Source organism: Veronia pacifica (assembly GCF_001707825.1).
In the GTDB taxonomy this organism is placed as follows: domain Bacteria; phylum Pseudomonadota; class Gammaproteobacteria; order Enterobacterales; family Vibrionaceae; genus Veronia; species Veronia pacifica.
This window is the reverse complement of sequence record NZ_LYBM01000049.1, coordinates 1-17703: the sequence shown is the minus strand read 5'-3', so window position 1 is coordinate 17703 and position 17703 is coordinate 1. Positions and strand designations below refer to the sequence as shown.

Below are 17703 nucleotides of genomic sequence, written 5' to 3'. Positions count from 1 at the left end.
CGTGTACGCTAAACAAATCGGATCAGTACTTATTAAGCCATAGTTTTAATTTTGCAACCAAAGACATGTGACGTTGTTCACCATTATGAAAGGCATCGATTCTGCGTGCGATTTTATCGAGCAGCGATTCTTGGATATCAGTATCAATCTGTTCTTCAGTCGCGGTCCGCTCAAATGGAATACCTGTGATCAATGGAAAAGTTTCGTTAACATGTTCAACAGCCCAAATGTGAAAATTTCCTTCTTTAATTGCATTAGCAACATCTTGGTTAAGACAGAGTGCTGTTAAGTTAGTCTTGGGTAATATAACGCCCTGTTTACCTGTGAGCCCCTTATTAAGACAAACCTGATAAAATCCTTCAATCTTTTCGTTGATACCTCCAACGGCCTGAACCCGACCAAATTGATCGACTGCACCGGTAACAGCGATACTTTGATTTATTGGTTGCTGAGAGAGTGCACTGACAAGTGCGCAAAGTTCGGCAAGTGAAGCACTGTCACCATCAACCTCACAATAGGATTGCTCAAAAACAATTGATGCCGTGAAGGGAAGCGCCTCATCAAGATCGAGAGCGGCACTGACAAAAGCCTGCATAATCATCATACCCTTCGCATGAATATTACCGGCAAGGTCCGCTTTACTTTCAACATCTGACACATCTCCATCACCAAAGTGAACGACACATGAGATTCGCGCAGGCTCACCATATGATACTGGGTGACCTGGCATTTCAATCACGGTAAGGCCATTCACCTGACCAATATGTTCGCCCTGAGTATCAATGAATACCTGTCCTTTATGAATATCGTCTGTTGCTCTCATCGGCAAATAAGACTCGCGATAGGCTTTCTCCCTAATCGCCTTTTCAACATCATCACCGCTGATCAGGTCTGATTGACATTGGTAGTCGGCCTCACACAGCAGGCTTTGGTACCAGAGAGGGCAGAGCGGCATTCTGTCCTGCTCTTCTGAGAACCTGGCTCCAGCCTGCATAATACGCTTCACTGCGTCCGGCGTGAGTTCCCGAAGAGACAATGATTGTTGAAAACCTTTAACGAGCTGCAAATAAGTAGTGACGTTGTCACTATCAAGCTGAAGATCTTGTTCATACTCAGTGAACGCGCTGAAACCAGAAAACAGCTGTGGCTCTGCGTCTTCAAACGATGCTAAATCTGAACGATCACTGACAATAATGACACGGAGAGACAGTTTTTCTGGAGACGGTATAGAGCAAGGTTGGCTTGGTTTCGCAGGCCTCCATTCAAGCTCACCTTTTGAGAGAAAAGCTTTGAGCCTTTTCCAAATTTGGAAATTATCAATCATTGCACTCAGTGAGAGGACAAGAATTCCGCCATCCGCCTTGTGAATTAATCCATACTCTATATGTGACGCTGTCACATCATTGTTTTGGGGGTAAACAGCGCCAAATAGCTGTCGTTCATTTGCGTTATCAGCAATGATTATTGGTAAGTCTTCTTTACCTGTTACTTCTTTGACCGTTTGTTTTATGAGGAGAGAATAGTCGTACACATCGGATGAATTGACTATCAACATTCTAGGGTAATGAGAGTCGTGAAGCAGTCGACAAATACTATTCTTTAATCTCGGTTGCAAAGCACTCGCTGGCAACGGGGATAGTGCAGGGTAATGGCTAATTTCTTGTTCAAACTGAGGGTAATGGGGGATAACCGATTGCCAGTTAACTTCATGCATAATTATTGTTTTCTAATCGAGATAAATAAATTATGCGAGATTATAAATCATCAAGACATGTCAAAGTAGCAAAGGTTTATAACTCAGCGCAATGTGTGCACTATTATTCATCCTAGAGTGACAAAAGTGTGAAAAATGACCATCTGACAGATAAATAATTTGAATGATTTATATTCTACTGTTACGCTGTCACTACAAACATCTGATTTTCCTATCATTAACAAATTACTGACCATGAAATATCAACAGTTAGAAAACCTTGAAGCGGGTTGGAAGTGGACATATTTGGTGAAGAAACATAAGGAAGGTGACATTGTCACTCGTTATGTTGACACCAGCGAAGCCGATTCGGCCATCCAGGACTTACTTGATATTGAACATGAACCTACCAAGGTCATAGACTGGATCGTTGAGCACATGTCACCAGAGCTTGATAAAAAGCTCAAACAAGCCATTCGTGCAAAGCGTAAACGTCATTTTAACTCTGAACAGGAACATACCCGCAAAAAGTCAATCGATCTTGATTTTCGGGTATGGGAGAAGTTATCAAGCAAAGCACAAGAGTTAGATGCAACCTTGTCTGATACTATTGAATTTCTGCTGAGCGAGGCGAATCGTTCAGAAAGTACCAATAGAAAAGTCAGTGCTTTGAAGAAGGACCTCAGCAGTCTTCTAGACCTATAAAGCAAAGCAGGAGCAAAAGATGGAGTACGTGCTTGGCATCGCCTTTTTCGGACTGGTTGCATTTCTGGCGTTTGACAGGCCAATTGTTTTTATGGAATTCAAAGACGGCGAACTCGTTAAGCAAAAAGGTAAAATTCCATCGGGTTTCTTGTATGACTGCAAAGAGATAGGTAAGCGTTGGCCGTTCAGTGGTAAAATTAAAGTTTATCGGAACACATTTAATCCCGGTAAACTTGTCCTTACGAAGACCATAGATAAAAAAGTCCAGCAACGAATCCGGAATATCTTTCCCGAAAAATCCTTTAAGTTATGAACAGCAGCAGTCAAGTAAAGGCTTTGTGTTTTCGTCTCCATCGGGGAGAGACCTTAAAACATCCATTTTATCCTTTGTTCAAACAAACAAAATAACAGCAGGGTGCGTGGCTTCTGTCGTCGGGTGTCTGTCGCACCTATCGTTACGTCTTGCTGATAGTGTCTCTGTTATTGATAAAGCACAGCCTTACGAAATCATCAATGTCTCTGGAACAATCACTCCTCATCATTTACACCTTCATTTATCTGCCGCAGATTCATCAGGTCATATGTTGGGCGGGCATATGCTGGAAGGGTGCGTCGTCAGTTATACTGCGGAGGTGTGTATCCTTGTCTTTGACCAGTTTGAATTTGACCGAGAGTACGACCCAGCCACTGGCTACTCTGAACTGACCGTTAAGCGCACTGAGTGATCACACTTGTAGTTTTGCGGACTTTTGAAAAATAGAACCCTTTAGTGCACTATAACTATTCGAATGGATTTTAGATAAAAAAAGCACAATGGATCGTTAGGCAATGAGACTACTTGTACTATCAATATCGAGATTATGGGGGAAGGATTTTCCAGTATCGTATGGACTTCGTAGGTTTTGTCGTTCTTCACCGTATTCATTATCAAACAATCGGGGTTGTTGTGGCTAATTTGCTAGCTTCTCCACTCTTCCATTTTGAACTCTATGAAATTGAATAGTATCACCGAGTTTGAGTGCCAAGCGCTATGTATCAAACGTTAGGGTGGACTGGCCGATAGTACAAACCATTTCCCCTCCAGAGTGAATCATCTTACCTTGCCCAATACCAAATACCGCCATGATCAGTTTAGCATTCGTTTAATCTAAAATTATATTGTTAGCAATTTATCCGGATATATTGCTAACAATTACTCATCATTTAGTCTTCTGATGATGAAAGATCACATCAAAAACCTCCTTTTTACAGCCCAATAGCCAATTTATCACAGTTTCAAGCTACTAATTTTCAGTGCTTTTCATTGATACACACAATAATCTCAAAAATTGAACTTTTTTCATTCGGATATTGTTAACAATTAATAATGTTTTTTGTAAACAATAAATGAAGGTTAAAAATTTTTATGAAACTCAGACTCATCAACCCAAATACCTCAGAGTCGATGACAGAGAAAATGGGCCTGACTGCGCAAGAAATAGCGGCTTCAGGTACAGAAATTATCAGCAGTTGTCCTGATACCGGACCTGAGTCAATTGAATCGCACTTTGAAGAAGCTGTCAGTGTTGTCGGTATATTGGATGAAATTCGCAAAGGGGAGATGGATCAGACTGATGCCTATATCCTTGCCTGTTTTGGCGACCCGGGATTATACGCTGCACGAGAAGTCACCACTGCTCCAGTCATAGGTATTGCAGAAGCCGCTTTTCACCTCGCCACCTTGATCAGCTCTCGCTTTTCAATTGTCACCACACTGGGTCGAACCAAAATCATTGCCGAACATTTACTGCATCGTTATGGCTTCAACGAACATTGCCGCAAGGTTCGCGCTGCAGAGATTCCAGTACTGGATCTGGAGAAGGATGATGGTGGAAAAACATGTGAACTCATTATTTCTGAATGCAAACGCGCAAGGGATGAGGATGAGGTCGGTGCAATTGTCCTTGGCTGCGGGGGTATGGCAGATCTTACTCCTGTGATCAGTGATGAAATCGGTATTCCAGTCATCGAAGGTGTTACCGCTGCCGTCAAACTGGCAGAGAGCTTGGTCTCGCTGAATTTGGCAACCAGTAAGCACGGGGACTGGGCGTTCCCCCCCAAAAAATGCCTAAAAGGGTACCTGAGCGAGCTTTCGTTTAGTCGTGAAATCGAATGACAACGAATACTCAGGGACCAGATATCACAATGAAGTGATAACCTTGAAAGATAGGGAGAAAAAGTAAATGACTACCACAGAAACATCTCAGAAGGAAACGAAAGGACTCGGAGAGGAGTCGTTAACACCGCAGGATACGCGGATTATGGGCAGGATATCTTATTTCCTCGCATGGTTCGGTGGCTGTGTATCAATTGGAACATTTGCCATGGGGTCAAGTATCGTAGGCACATTGAACCTACTGCAGACATCACTGGCTATAGGAATAGGCTGTTTTATTATCGGCATCGCGTTAATGATTAATGGCGAGGCGGGTTATAAATATGGCATACCATTTATGGTGCAGGCCCGATCAGCTTTTGGGTTTAAAGGTACTCGTCTCCCTGGTATCGTCAGAGCGGTTCCAGCGATTGTCTGGTACGGATTCCAGTCATGGGTTGGAGCAGGGGCATTAAATGCTGTTTCAGCGACTCTGTTCGGCTATGACAACATGGTCATGTACTTCATTTTATTTCAATTCTTACAGATTGGTCTGTCTATCTTTGGTTTCCAAGGCATCAAATGGCTTGAGAATATTGGTAGTGGCTTCATCCTTCTCTCGCTGGTGTATATGTTCTTCAGTGTTATTAACAAATACGGCGATGAGATCACTACCAACCTGGTGAATATTGAGGGTACATGGGGTGTGGAGTTCTGGTCTGCGACTATGCTTTTCCTCGGTATCTACAGCACCATGATGCTCAATGTCAGCGATTACTCTCGGGAATTGAAAAAGGGGACAGAAAAAGGCTTGCTAACGACCATTTATGCAATGTCGATATTACCCTGTACGTTGTTTATGGGCTTGATTGGCCTTATGGTATCAGGTGCGACAGGCATTTCAGACCCGATCATGGTCTTCTCGAGCGCTGTCGATAACACTCCGCTTCTTGTTATCACGCTTTTGTTTATCGCCTTTGCTCAAGTCACAACGAATGTGTTGAATAATGTTGTTCCACCGACGTATATCCTTATGGATATGTTTAACATGAAGTTTAAAACCGCCACTATTGTTGTTGGCTTGGCCGCATTTGCAACCTTTCCGTGGGAGCTGATTAAAGAAGAATCAGCAGCAGGATTACAGTTGTTCGTGCAAACATATTCTGCTTTCCTTGGTCCGATTTTCGCAGTGTTAGTGGTTGATTATTACGTGATCCGTAATCGCACCCTTAATATTGAATCTTTATATGACGAAAACGGACCATATGCAGGAATAAACTGGGCTGCTGTTATTGCATCGGGTATTGGCGTCGTTTTTGCGTTACTTTTCTCTTCTGTATCTTGGTACGCAAGCCTCATACCAGCTGGGTTTACTTATTATCTGCTCATGACACAGTGGGATGCTTGTAAGCGATTCCGGTCGTAATCACGCGAACAGGTAGATGAGACAAAGAGTGTAAAACGTCTGGTAGGAAAGGCGGCTTTAAATGCCGTCTTTTTCTGTACGGAAAGTGAAGCCAATTAAGAAAAAATATCGTGAAGTTTAACGCCATCCTCACTGTCACTATCCAGCATTAACTGAGATTCGATAGCCAGAAGATGCTCATCCATAAGTTTCGCAGCTTTTTCACCATCTCCAGATTTAATAGCGTCAATAAGCTTTTCGTGGTGACATTGTAACTTTAGGGAGCCCGCAGGTAGTGTTTTCTTTTTATACATGGAAATAATCAGAGAAGTACGAAAAATGAATTCACTGAGCGCCTCTGTGAGAACGGTTTTTTCAGAAAGTTCGCCCAAAAGGAGGTGAAACTCTCCCGACAAACGGATACTCAGGCTGTTTTCTCCGATTTTTTCTGCATGGCATTCTTCGCATACATGCTGTTGAAGAACTTTTTCCTTTTCGCTGGTAAAAGATTTAGCAAGCTCAATGACGATAGTTCTCTCGATTAATCGTCTGGCTTCAAAAATCTCTTTTGATTCTTTGATATTTGGTTTAGCAACATAGGCTCCACTGTTGGGAACAATGTCGACCAGCTTTTTACTTGCCAGACGTTGCAGTGCGGTCCTGACAGTCGCACGCCGAGCATTGAACACCTCACACATTTCTTCTTCTTTCAAAAGCACACCCGGCGATAATTTTCTCTCGAAAATGGCAAGCACGACGTTATCGTATATTTCGTCTGCAGAACTTCGCTTTTTAGAGGTTGGCTGATCGTATTGTTTCAATGTTTACCTTCAAGTACCCAGTTTGTTTGTGGAGTTCGCCTACATACCTTCAATTGCTGTTAAGTGATAGAGAAGGGAATAACATTATTGTATACCTAAAAAACAACAAGATATGTGCTCGGACATTCCATCAATATCTATTTTTTACTTTTTAAGCTTACTAAATAGATGGCCGGACAATATCTTCAGGGAAGTGTCTCGCGTTTTTCGGCACAGATAATAGGCGACTTTAATCTGTTACAGCGTCTTGGCGAATAACTCTATTAAACGGGAACCCCATACCTTTATTGGGTTTATCAAAAAATCACACCACAGGTCAATATTTTCACAATAGTTCAATCTGACGTATGTGAACGAGTCTCTTGGCCGTAACCCTCACACCCATCAATCATGAAAAAAAACTATCTGACTGAGTTTGATATATTTACAGGTGTTAAGGCAGCGACTCATATTCTGAAGCTAAAAAAAGAGCTATTGTTCGTTCATCGCTCAATAAAGGATCTCTTCGAGCTACCTGAATAGGTTATTGAGTTGTCGGGATGCTGCAATCAACTTCAATTAAGAATCAACGCGATACGACTGAGTGAATTGATAAACAACTCACTATTTAAGATATCAACTCAATATATAATTAGAGCTAATACACTATGAGCGAACGCTCATTTTTGATGATTGTTTGTTTTCGAAGTTCTTCCGTTATGCAAAATAGCGGGCAGCCAGAGATAAAACTGGTGTTTTAATAATCAAAAGGATTTTTTCAATGACAACAAACAATAAACCTACCTTGTTTGGGGAGTGCCTGTCGGAGTTTATCGGAACTGGCCTACTCATATTCTTCGGCGTTGGCTGCGTTGCTGCTCTTGTCCTCACTGGGGCTGATTTCTCTCAATGGGAGATCAGTATCGTGTGGGGCTTTGCCGTTGCCATCGCGATCTACTGTACTGGAGGTGTTTCTGGTGCGCATATTAACCCGGCTGTGACTATTGCGCTGGCCATGTTTCACGGCTTTGAAAAGCACAAAGTAGTGCCTTTCATCATGAGTCAGGTTTTAGGCGCGTTTTGCTCAGCTGCTTTGGTTTACAGTCTGTACAGCTCTCTGTTCGTCGATTTTGAAGTAAGTAATGGAATACTCAGAAGCAGCAGGGAAGCATTGGCCACAGCTGGCATCTTTTCGACATATCCCCATGCATCTTTGACCTTTTTGGGTGCTTTTGCTGTAGAGCTGGTGATCACAGCATTGCTGATGTTTGTGATATTGGCGCTCGGTGATGAGAAAAATGGTGACCGTCGTGGTGCAATGAATCCGTTATTGATAGGCATACTGATTGCTGTGATTGGCGGCTCTCTGGGGTCATTGACGGGTTTTGCAATGAATCCAGCCCGGGATTTTGGTCCTAAGCTTTTTGCTTATCTGGCAGGTTGGGATTATGCCCTGACAGGCGCGAAAGATATCCCATACTTTATTGTACCTATTCTTGCACCTATTGCAGGTGCTTGTCTGGGCGGCTGGCTGTATCCAAAAGTTATTGGTGCGCACCTACCAGCAAGTGAAGAGAAAGATACAATGCTGGAAGCAGGTAATGCTCAAACAACTACGGAAGGTGCACACATTTAATGTGTATCCCTTATCGACAACAAAGGATTACAAAATGAATGAACAAAAATACATCGTCGCATTAGATCAGGGTACCACCAGCTCCAGAACAGTTGTTTTAGACCATGACGCCAACATAGTGAGTGTTTCGCAGCGTGAGTTTACTCAAATATATCCTGAAGCGGGCTGGGTTGAGCATGATCCGATGGAAATCTATGCAACTCAGAGTTCTACGTTAGTCGAAGCCCTCAATAAGACAGGTATTCGTAGTGATGAAGTGGCAGGGATAGGAATCACTAATCAGCGCGAGACAACAATAGTATGGAACAAAGAAACAGGTAAGCCCGTTTATAATGCTATCGTCTGGCAGTGTCGACGTACTGCCGATATCTGCGAAGCGCTGAAAGCTCAGGGTCTTGAAGAGTACATTCGTGAAAATACCGGTCTGGTTCTCGATCCATACTTTTCTGGCACCAAGGTTAAATGGATTCTTGATAATGTTGACGGTGCGCGTGAAGACGCCGAAGCAGGAAAACTGCTGTTTGGTACTGTCGATACCTGGCTAGTGTGGAAAATGACACAAGGCCGTGTTCATGTTACCGATTACACCAATGCTTCTCGTACCATGCTGTTCAATATCAATACTATGGAATGGGATCACAAGATGTTGGAGGTCATGGGGATCCCAGCGTCAATGATGCCAGAAGTAAAACGATCTTCTGAAGTCTATGGCCAGACAAACATTGGTGGCAAAGGCGGCACACGAATTCCAATCTCCGGTATCGCAGGTGACCAACAGGCGGCACTGTATGGTCAGATGTGTGTAAGCGCAGGCCAGGCAAAGAATACTTACGGTACTGGCTGTTTTCTATTAATGAACACAGGGAAAGAGAAGGTGACTTCCACTCATGGATTGTTAACAACACTGGCCTGTGGGGCAGATGGCTCTCCTGCGTACGCGCTGGAAGGCGCGGTATTTATGGGAGGTGCATCCATTCAGTGGCTACGTGATGAAATGAAGTTGTTAGATGATGCTAAAGACTCCGAGTATTTTGCCACCAAAGTTGATTCTTCAAACGGCGTTTATGTTGTACCGGCCTTTACTGGCCTAGGTGCACCTTATTGGGACGCCTACGCACGAGGCACCATTGTTGGCTTAACGCGAGGTGTAAATGCCAATCATATTATCCGTGCAACTCTGGAAGGTATCGCTTATCAAACCCGTGATGTGCTTGACGCGATGCAGGCTGATTCTGGTATTCAACTGTCTGCTTTACGTGTTGATGGTGGCGCTGTCGCTAATAACTTCCTGATGCAGTTCCAGTCTGATGTGCTGAATACAGATGTGCACCGGCCTGAAGTCACTGAGGTGACGGCACTTGGTGCAGCGTATCTTGCTGGATTAGCGGTGGGTTTCTGGGACAGCATTGATGAATTGAAGGATAAAGCAGTGCTCAATAAGACGTTTACACCGAATGGTGACGAGGATAAACGACAACGCAGATACAAAGGCTGGAAACGTGCGATTAAGTGTGCACAGTCTTGGGCTGATATGCGCGATAGCGAAGAATAAGTTCGATTTTGAGTAAAGGAGCGCCATTTCGGCGCTCTTTTTGATTGTTGAGACTGAATTTCGCATATCCTTACTTCAATGCGCGAATGATTTCGCGCACAATGAGCACTCAGTAAAAATGAATAGTTTTTCTTTGCCTGAGAGCAATGGGGGAGATGTGAAGCAGATACCAAGGCATCAGCAAATAATTGAGCTTGTAAAGAAGCAAGGATACGTCAGTACGGAAGAGCTTGTAGAGCGTTTCAATGTCAGCCCACAAACTATCCGAAGGGATCTGAATGATCTGGCCGATGAGAACAAAATCCGGCGTTATCACGGTGGTGCCACTGTCCCTCTCAGCTCTGAAAACACCTCATACACAACCCGGAAATCTCAGAATTATCACGAGAAAGATCATATTGCCGAAGCGCTGGCACGACATATCCCTGATGGCGCAACGTTATTTATAGATATTGGAACAACCCCGGAAGCTGTGGCGAGAGAACTGGGTAAAAATCATAAGCAACTCAGGGTCGTGACCAATAATCTCAATGTGGCCAGTATTCTGCTCGACAGTCCAGAAGTAAAAGTTATCCTCGCTGGTGGAGAAGTCCGAGATAAAGACGGTGGAATTGTCGGCGAGGCGACACTGGATTTCATCAAACAGTTTCGCCTTGATTTCGGCATCCTTGGTATCAGTGGTATCGATTTTGATGGCTCTCTTCTTGACTTCGATTATCATGAAGTACGAGTAAAACAAGCCATTATTGAGAATAGTCGGAGTGTATTCCTGGCTGTTGACTCTTCAAAGTTTGGTCGGAATGCCATGGTTAAACTGGGTAACATTTCGCAGATACACACCTTGTTTACCGATAAAAAACCACCCAAAGAAATCCTTCACATTTTGGATAGTAATCAGATACCCGTTGAAATAGCCCGTGAGTCTTAAAGTTCGCTCTGTATAAGACCTGCATCTAATTCGACACACTGAAAAATCATCAAATCTAGCCTCTGCATATAGAGGCTTTTTTTGTCTACGTCACACAGATGCGCGAATTCGAAAATAAATGATGCGTGAAAACGAAAGTAGGAGTACTATTCGATTATTATCTTTTTATGTTCGTTCGCGCATTATTGAAAGGTCAGTTATGGATAGCAAGTTACAACAAAATGACACCCGCATTCTCGATATGATCATCATTGGTGGAGGGATTAACGGCGCAGGTATTGCAGCTGATGCCTCTGGCCGTGGATTAAGTGTTGGTTTGTTTGAAGCAAACGACTTTGCGTCGGCAACATCGTCAGCCAGTTCTAAGCTTATTCATGGTGGCTTGCGATATTTAGAGCATTATGAGTTTCGTTTAGTTTCGGAAGCACTGAAAGAACGAGAAGTACTACTGAAGAAAGCACCACACATTGTCGAGCCAATGCGTTTTCGTTTGCCACATCGCCCTTTTCTTCGCCCGGCATGGATGATTCGTTGTGGTCTGTTTCTTTATGATTTCCTCGGTAAGCGCAAAACATTGCCTGCAAGTCATAGCGTTGATCTCGCAATATCTGGCATCCTTAAATCAGAGATGAAAGTCGGCTTTGAGTACTCTGATTGTTGGGTGGATGACGCAAGGCTGGTTCTTTTGAATGTGCAGGCAACAAAAGCGAACGGCGGAGAAGTAAGGAACTATTGCAAAGTAGATAATGCGGTTCAGGAAAATGGTATCTGGGCCGTTTCCGTTGTTGATCAGCTCACAGGGATGACATTTGAACGTAAGGCTAAAGCCTTGGTTAATGCTGCCGGTCCCTGGGTAAAAACGTTTTACGACGAGAGTCTTGACGGTACCTCTCCGCGAAATATTCGCCTGATCAAAGGCTCTCACATCGTGGTACCCAAAATCCATGATGAGGAGCAGGCATATATCCTTCAGAATAAAGATGGACGTATTGTTTTCGTTATTCCTTACATGGACGATTTCTCCCTGATAGGAACGACAGATGTTGAACACAAAGGTGACCCACGCGACGTGGCAATCTCTGAGGAGGAAGTTGACTACCTTCTTGATATAACCAATCAACACTTTGTGAAACAAATAGGCCGCGATGATGTTGTATGGACTTACAGTGGTGTCCGGCCGCTATGTGATGATGAATCGGACTCTCCTCAGGCAATCACCAGAGATTACACACTTGAACTTGATCATCAGGCTGACGGGGATGCACCGCTGTTGTCAATTTTCGGTGGTAAGTTGACGACATATCGCAAGCTGGCTGAATCTGCTCTGGATAAGCTTTCGCCTTTCTTCCCTGATATGGGTGATAAATGGACGGTAGAAGCAAGCTTACCGGGCGGAGAGTTCAGTTGTTCAAGAAAACAATTTTCCCACTCTCTCAGGCAGCAGCACGTTTGGATGGATCAACGATTTGCTGACCGTTTAGCGCGACAGTATGGAACAAATTGCCATAAATTACTTGATGGCGTTATCTCTATGGATCAGCTTGGATATTGCTTTGGTGACAACTTATATCAATGCGAGGTCGATTATTTGATTGATCATGAGTTCGTCAAAACCGTAGATGACTTGGTGTGGCGGAGAACCAAGATGGGCTTATATTTAACAGACGAACAAAAAACAGAGCTCTCAGGGTACGTGATGGGAAAGCAACCTCATCGGAAAGTGATCAGGCTAGATATGACTAAAGCAAGTTAAAAAGTCACTTAGTCTCTGAATATTCAAGCCCGGAAATCATTCCGGGCTTTTTACACGATGGCAATTCATTCTTTAAATTTTAAAGTCTGGGCAAAGTAACAGGTTTACAGGTCCTCATACTCCGCTTCAGAACACTTAACCCGCTTTAGGAGGTTTAATCAGCTTTAGAGCATTGCAGATTACTTGAAAAGCACGCACCGCCTTTCTCTTTGCACTTAGCCAGGGTTTTGCCTTTGGCCTCCATTTCTGTTCGACCTGTCCCGTATACAGCACCCGCAGAAAGGTCATCGATGTAACAACCCCAGTTGTCGCTTTTGTCTGACTTACCTTTCGAGTTCAGCTTCTTATTCATTTCATAAATCTTATCTTCAAGACGAAGAATATCAGAACGAAGCATTTGTACTTCCTGCCGCAATGACCGGATCTCTTCACTGTTATCATCAGCGTGAGCAAGAGCAGGGAGAGACAGCGATAACAGAGTTAAGCCTGTGACGAAGAGTTTTTTCATTTCTTTTTCCTATTCGCTTCGTATGAGATAGTGATTATCTTCTTGAGGGTGGAAAGTATCTTTGAACCATCATGGTTATGCAAGGTACACATAAGCTTCGATGCACATGTCGATTATAAAGCCCCCATTTCGAGCGTGTTGAGCAATGACGACATAGAAGTGAGAACGCCAAGCACGTTCTCACCGTTATTTCGAACATCTAATTGACAGGAAAAGGGATGAATATTGATTTAGTGATTTTTGACTGTGACGGTGTACTGGTAGACAGCGAAACGATAACTGCGCGGGTATTTTGCGACATGCTGAGAGAGCTGGGTTTCGATGCCGATCAGGATGATATCTACCATCGATTCGTTGGGCAGTCCGGTGGTAAAGGAGGACAAATTTTAGAGAATATTCTTGGTTATCCTGCTCCGGACACTTTTTTCCCTGAATTAAATCAACGAGTAATGAGAGCACTAAAGGCTGAGGTTGCGCCTATAGAAGGTGTTCCGGAAGCCCTTGACCAACTTTCCTTACCTTATTGTGTCGCATCTAATGGTAAGCACCAAAAAATGGAAACGACATTGATGAAGTCGGGGCTTTATCAACAATTTGAGGGAAAGATATTCAGTGCTGAAGATGTGAAATTAGCCAAACCTGCACCGGATGTTTATCTTTATGCCGCACAGTCAATGGGTGTTGTGCCATCACGGTGTCTGGTTGTTGAAGACACAGTAACAGGTGTGAAAGCAGGTGTTGCGGCAGGTATGACAGTTCTCGGTTTCTGTGCGTTATCACAAGCCGACAAGCTCAAGGAAGCGGGTGCGATCAGAGTTATGTTTAACATGCACGAGTTGCCCACTATTGTGACAGACCTGCAATAGAAAGAGAAAAGTACACGTATCAATTCATGTATTACTTGTGTTTGTGAAATGCTTAATAAGTTATTACTTATTTATAGGCGAAAGTTTTTGGTCAGGATATTAGTGTTGAAATGTAAAAATATTTTTAATTTATTCTATTTTTTTGAGCAAGAATTTCTGACCTTTTTAACCGTTCTTCAATCGTAATATAAACATTTAATGATTTGATAGTGTATTTGAGTTATTGTTCAAAATAGAATGTTTGCACCAAAATTTTCACATGTGCGTTTATGTTCTCAGTCTAATAACAGAGTTGAAAATATCGAGTTTTTTAATTAATTTTTTTTATAATTTAACCTTTAATATCATGGGTTTAATCTTTTCTTTCTTCTGGTTTTTGTACCCTCTAATTTTTTTACATTATATCTCACACCTCTGAGATAAAAAAATAAATTGCATTAAATATTGTTGCATATTAATAATTTATTCCTTTTTTCAATTTAAAATGGGAACTCGATAAAGTTATTTTGCACATATATATTAACAGCTTTTCTCTCTGAGAAGCCAATATCATGATCACTATATTTTATATTTAACGTTAGTGTTTTTACTCATTAATTAATTTAAAGAAGGAAATAGTTATGCGCTTAAAAAAGAGGTAGTCATAATGGGAAAGGATAAATTAAAACCAGAGGAGTACTTTGATTATTTAACCAGGCAGCTTGAAGATGGTATGGCAAGTCTCGACACGAAACGCTTCGAGTCGGCGATTGCGAAAACAGAAACTGATGCAGCTGAAATTTTGTCTCAAATATATCTCACCTTGAACTTTGCAAAGCTTATTAGTCAGTCAAGCGAAAGGGAAGAGTATTTGGGCATTCAAAGCAGCAAGTTTGATGCAGCAACGTTATCAAGAGCAGAGCTAGACAGGCTCAAATATTTTGAGGTGAAAATTTCTGCTCATGAGTTAGATTTGGCAATACATAATCTTCCTGCTGAGGAAAAGGTAAAGTACTACAAAGACAGTATCGATATTTTTGACCTTGAGCACCGACCGGGAAAATACATAGACGAACCGGAAGGTATAGAGGGTGTAACACCGTTTAATACAGAGAGTACAAGGCGGTCAACACGGTATCGAGAACTCTACGAAAACATCAAGCATGTGGAAGAAAAAGCGATCAACACGATTCGTGAAAAGGCGTTGAGGGATCCGGATTATTACGGAAGACTGGCGGCGTTTAGTGACAAAGAATCGTGAAAACATGTTTGGAACTTGTTTTCCGCTAATATTATGCCCGCTGCCAGCCAGCGGGCGTATATAGTCACTTCAAAATCCACCCTTCACCAGACTTTATTTTTCTGCTCATTTCCTTTTGTAACGTTTATGCATTAGAGAATAGCGAGTGGCTGCCGCTCTCAGCATCTATGATGATTTACCTTCACATTCATTTTCGTCCGTTTGGTCGAAGGATACTAGCTATCGAAGATGTGAAGAACTGGTGTGTTCTCCTTGATTTGTATTTGAACCAAACGATGCTGCCTCTGTAAAAACTGTTCCCAAAGATCTAAAGCAGATTAGCATCCATCAGTTCTGGTTCTAGTCACTATGACAAACAGTTGCTGGTGGAGGATATCAATCAGTGGTGAGTCAATACCATTACCTGACCCTGTTTGCAGAATAATACGATTAAACAGCAAATTGATATGACTCAGACACATAAAGAGTCAGTGGTCCAACATTTTTTAATTGTCTGAAGTCTTCAACCGGCTGGTGACAGTCAGCCATAATACTGATTCAGTATGTGACGTAGGCTGGACTAAAAAGGCTATAGTTAAGGCCCTATAATTATGGTTTGGGGGAGACTACTACCAACAATAGATTTTATATATCAATTCAAATACAGCCCAAAACGCATAATTACTCAATTAGTTAATGATTTTCTCGGGTTTTTACCACTGGAGTTGACTTTTTTAGCGAGTGATTTGCATTTATATGAGTATGCAATGATTGTTTGTTTTACCTTTTCAAATAAACCCCAAAAGACTATTGAGCACTTAATGCACTATAACTATAAAAATTTTGATTTATTTGAATGATGAATGAGCTGTTTAGCCATTGGAGGAAAGAACTGAGCAGCACAAACAAGCGACCGCTGATTTTTTGTTTAATATGAGAAATCAAAAAAGCAATATTATGCATTTAATCTTCTATAATCCCTGATTAAAATTCTATTATTCGAATATATATATTGTTTTTCTTTATATCTATTCTTATTTTTTATCGCTTTGCCGCGTGGGATATGATAGTCATATTAGGAAAGCATCAAGCAATCTACTATCAACCGGAAAAAGCCAGCACTATGACCTTCAGGCTGATTGATAAGCAGAGTGGCTGGTGGACAAGGAGTAGGGGAACTCAGATGATGATACAGCAAGTGTACGATATACACTTCGCAGCAATGTCTTATCTATCGTGCGCTGCATCTTAACCATGTCTAAACGTAAGCGTGGAATGCAGCGAAAATTAGATTTATATCAGTAAGCGCTTATGTCACTTACTGCTTTAAAAAGGAATGAATGATCGGAAGCACAATGATCTCTATGATATAGGTTGCTACCAATTTGTAGATTGGTAAATGTAACCTTATTTATCAGTGAACAATTTCCAGTTTCTCTATAGCTAAAATAAGGACGTTCGATGTTTTATCCCATGTTCATGATGTTCTCCCTGGTGTTTATCATCGGTTTATATATGTTGAAAGTACGTATCGACTCAGTAAAAAGCAGAGAAGTACATCCAAAATTCTATGTATTAATGCAGGGCCAGGAAGTACCTAAAAAGGTTCAGCAGACGGCAAGAAGCTTCGTCAATCAATTTGAGTTACCGATACTTTTTTATGTCGCTTCTTGTCTCTACATAAGCCAAGGTATCGAGAGTGATATTGGGTTGTGGTCAGCATGGCTTTTTGTGGTTTTTCGTTATGCTCACGCCTTTGTCCATGTGACCAGTAACAACCTCAACCAGCGCATGGGTCTTTTTATCCTATCAATACTTTTTCTCATTACAATGTTGATAGACCTACTACTGCATATGTTATAACCGTTCTTGGTCTATTTTTAGGAGTGCTGAATTGATGAAACCATCCACTTTCTGCACTCCGTTTTACTATCTGGAAAATTAATGCGCGATAATACTGTGTTTTTAACATATAGATTCAGCTAACTAAATATTCAACCATTGACATAAAAGATATATTTTCGTTGAGAATTAAACACTGATATTTTTATATCATACGTTTCATATTCATAATTTTTATATTTGACATGATGTTTATTCTACTGATGTTTGTTTAATTTTAATCAGGAACTTTATTCTTTCATCCAACACTCAAAGGTGAAAATAATAAAGTTAATATTTAATTTGTGAATGTGGAGATTAGAAAAATGGCAGAGTCTATAAATAATATTTCAATGGGGAACTCACAGTCGATACGTCTTATTGATGAGCAGAAAAGTCATGAGAAGGCGAGCGTTGAACAGGATAACTTATGGTCAACACTCTTTCAGCAGGCCGAATCGGCCATGCAAGCGAGAGTCACGTCATCACTGACTCCCGCTTTCTCAGGTGAATGTGAGCAACCCAACGTAGACAAGGTCTACGTGGAAACAAAGAAAAACCTGATAGATACAGTGAAAACGTCAGTTGCTGACCAGAGCGTTGCAAAACAAATACTTGTTGAA

At 41.9% G+C, this 17703-nt stretch carries 15 protein-coding genes and 1 pseudogene; 13 read left to right on the top strand and 3 right to left on the bottom strand.

Annotated features, from left to right (window positions below; genetic code table 11):
• Positions 1-22 precede the first annotated feature (22 nt).
• Entirely contained in the window at positions 23-1714 is a 1692-nt protein-coding gene (locus A8L45_RS19565; RefSeq protein WP_068905044.1) for an AAA family ATPase, read from the bottom strand.
• A 234-nt stretch (positions 1715-1948) separates the two neighbouring features.
• Between A8L45_RS19565 and matP the strand changes: the two genes are divergently transcribed.
• The 5 genes from matP to A8L45_RS19540 all read left to right on the top strand — a co-directional run bounded on the left by matP (position 1949) and on the right by A8L45_RS19540 (position 5958).
• Positions 1949-2398 (top strand): macrodomain Ter protein MatP, encoded by a 450-nt coding sequence (gene matP, locus A8L45_RS19560; RefSeq protein WP_068905057.1) that lies wholly within the window; start codon positions 1949-1951, stop codon positions 2396-2398.
• Positions 2399-2417: 19 nt separating this feature from the next.
• Positions 2418-2711, top strand: a complete 294-nt coding sequence (locus A8L45_RS19555) for a DUF3634 family protein (protein ID WP_068905043.1) — start codon at positions 2418-2420, stop codon at positions 2709-2711.
• A gap of 25 nt (positions 2712-2736) precedes the next feature.
• Entirely contained in the window at positions 2737-3123 is a 387-nt protein-coding gene (locus A8L45_RS19550; protein WP_068905042.1) for a PPC domain-containing DNA-binding protein, read from the top strand.
• A gap of 680 nt (positions 3124-3803) precedes the next feature.
• Positions 3804-4553 (top strand): aspartate/glutamate racemase family protein, encoded by a 750-nt coding sequence (locus A8L45_RS19545; RefSeq protein ID WP_068905041.1) that lies wholly within the window; start codon positions 3804-3806, stop codon positions 4551-4553.
• A gap of 67 nt (positions 4554-4620) precedes the next feature.
• The gene (locus A8L45_RS19540; RefSeq protein WP_068905040.1) at positions 4621-5958 is read left to right on the top strand and encodes an NCS1 family transporter; all 1338 of its coding nucleotides are present in this window, start codon (positions 4621-4623) and stop codon (positions 5956-5958) included.
• A gap of 95 nt (positions 5959-6053) precedes the next feature.
• Here the strand turns inward: A8L45_RS19540 and A8L45_RS19535 are convergent, their stop codons facing one another.
• Entirely contained in the window at positions 6054-6758 is a 705-nt protein-coding gene (locus A8L45_RS19535) for a GntR family transcriptional regulator (protein WP_068905039.1), read from the bottom strand.
• A gap of 760 nt (positions 6759-7518) precedes the next feature.
• On the opposite strand from A8L45_RS19535, the pseudogene A8L45_RS19530 reads away from it, so the two are divergent.
• The 4 genes and pseudogenes from A8L45_RS19530 to glpD all read left to right on the top strand — a co-directional run.
• Positions 7519-8301, top strand: a pseudogene (locus tag A8L45_RS19530) (MIP/aquaporin family protein); the annotation flags it as partial.
• A gap of 106 nt (positions 8302-8407) precedes the next feature.
• On the top strand, positions 8408-9925 hold the full coding sequence (gene glpK / locus A8L45_RS19525) for a glycerol kinase GlpK (protein WP_068905037.1): 1518 nt from the start codon (positions 8408-8410) through the stop codon (positions 9923-9925).
• Between the two features lie 157 nt (positions 9926-10082).
• Entirely contained in the window at positions 10083-10853 is a 771-nt protein-coding gene (locus A8L45_RS19520) for a DeoR/GlpR family transcriptional regulator (RefSeq protein ID WP_068905056.1), read from the top strand.
• A gap of 199 nt (positions 10854-11052) precedes the next feature.
• Entirely contained in the window at positions 11053-12606 is a 1554-nt protein-coding gene (gene glpD, locus A8L45_RS19515; protein WP_068905036.1) for a glycerol-3-phosphate dehydrogenase, read from the top strand.
• Positions 12607-12760: 154 nt separating this feature from the next.
• On the opposite strand, the gene A8L45_RS19510 is transcribed toward glpD, so the two are convergent.
• Complete coding sequence (locus A8L45_RS19510; RefSeq protein WP_068905035.1) at positions 12761-13114, bottom strand: hypothetical protein; 354 nt, start codon at positions 13112-13114, stop codon at positions 12761-12763.
• Between the two features lie 218 nt (positions 13115-13332).
• Here A8L45_RS19510 and A8L45_RS19505 point away from each other — a divergent pair, with 218 nt between their 5' ends.
• The 4 genes from A8L45_RS19505 to A8L45_RS19485 all read left to right on the top strand — a co-directional run.
• The gene (locus A8L45_RS19505; RefSeq protein ID WP_068905034.1) at positions 13333-13980 is read left to right on the top strand and encodes an HAD family hydrolase; all 648 of its coding nucleotides are present in this window, start codon (positions 13333-13335) and stop codon (positions 13978-13980) included.
• Between the two features lie 646 nt (positions 13981-14626).
• The gene (locus A8L45_RS19500) at positions 14627-15220 is read left to right on the top strand and encodes a hypothetical protein (protein ID WP_068905033.1); all 594 of its coding nucleotides are present in this window, start codon (positions 14627-14629) and stop codon (positions 15218-15220) included.
• A gap of 1440 nt (positions 15221-16660) precedes the next feature.
• Complete coding sequence (locus tag A8L45_RS19490; protein ID WP_068905031.1) at positions 16661-17062, top strand: MAPEG family protein; 402 nt, start codon at positions 16661-16663, stop codon at positions 17060-17062.
• A 344-nt stretch (positions 17063-17406) separates the two neighbouring features.
• On the top strand, positions 17407-17703 hold a 297-nt coding region (locus A8L45_RS19485; protein ID WP_139122425.1), incomplete at its 3' end, for a hypothetical protein.

What these genes read in the sequence shown, in the direction of transcription:
- A8L45_RS19565 (WP_068905044.1), bottom strand. Translation starts at nt 1,714, where the DNA reads ATGCATGAAGTTAACTGGCAATCGGTTATCCCCCATTACCCTCAGTTT.
- A8L45_RS19490 (WP_068905031.1), top strand. Translation starts at nt 16,661, where the DNA reads ATGTTTTATCCCATGTTCATGATGTTCTCCCTGGTGTTTATCATCGGT.
- A8L45_RS19510 (WP_068905035.1), bottom strand. Translation starts at nt 13,114, where the DNA reads ATGAAAAAACTCTTCGTCACAGGCTTAACTCTGTTATCGCTGTCTCTC.
- A8L45_RS19545 (WP_068905041.1), top strand. Translation starts at nt 3,804, where the DNA reads ATGAAACTCAGACTCATCAACCCAAATACCTCAGAGTCGATGACAGAG.
- glpD (WP_068905036.1), top strand. Translation starts at nt 11,053, where the DNA reads ATGGATAGCAAGTTACAACAAAATGACACCCGCATTCTCGATATGATC.
- matP (WP_068905057.1), top strand. Translation starts at nt 1,949, where the DNA reads ATGAAATATCAACAGTTAGAAAACCTTGAAGCGGGTTGGAAGTGGACA.
- glpK (WP_068905037.1), top strand. Translation starts at nt 8,408, where the DNA reads ATGAATGAACAAAAATACATCGTCGCATTAGATCAGGGTACCACCAGC.
- A8L45_RS19540 (WP_068905040.1), top strand. Translation starts at nt 4,621, where the DNA reads ATGACTACCACAGAAACATCTCAGAAGGAAACGAAAGGACTCGGAGAG.
- A8L45_RS19555 (WP_068905043.1), top strand. Translation starts at nt 2,418, where the DNA reads ATGGAGTACGTGCTTGGCATCGCCTTTTTCGGACTGGTTGCATTTCTG.
- A8L45_RS19500 (WP_068905033.1), top strand. Translation starts at nt 14,627, where the DNA reads ATGGGAAAGGATAAATTAAAACCAGAGGAGTACTTTGATTATTTAACC.
- A8L45_RS19505 (WP_068905034.1), top strand. Translation starts at nt 13,333, where the DNA reads ATGAATATTGATTTAGTGATTTTTGACTGTGACGGTGTACTGGTAGAC.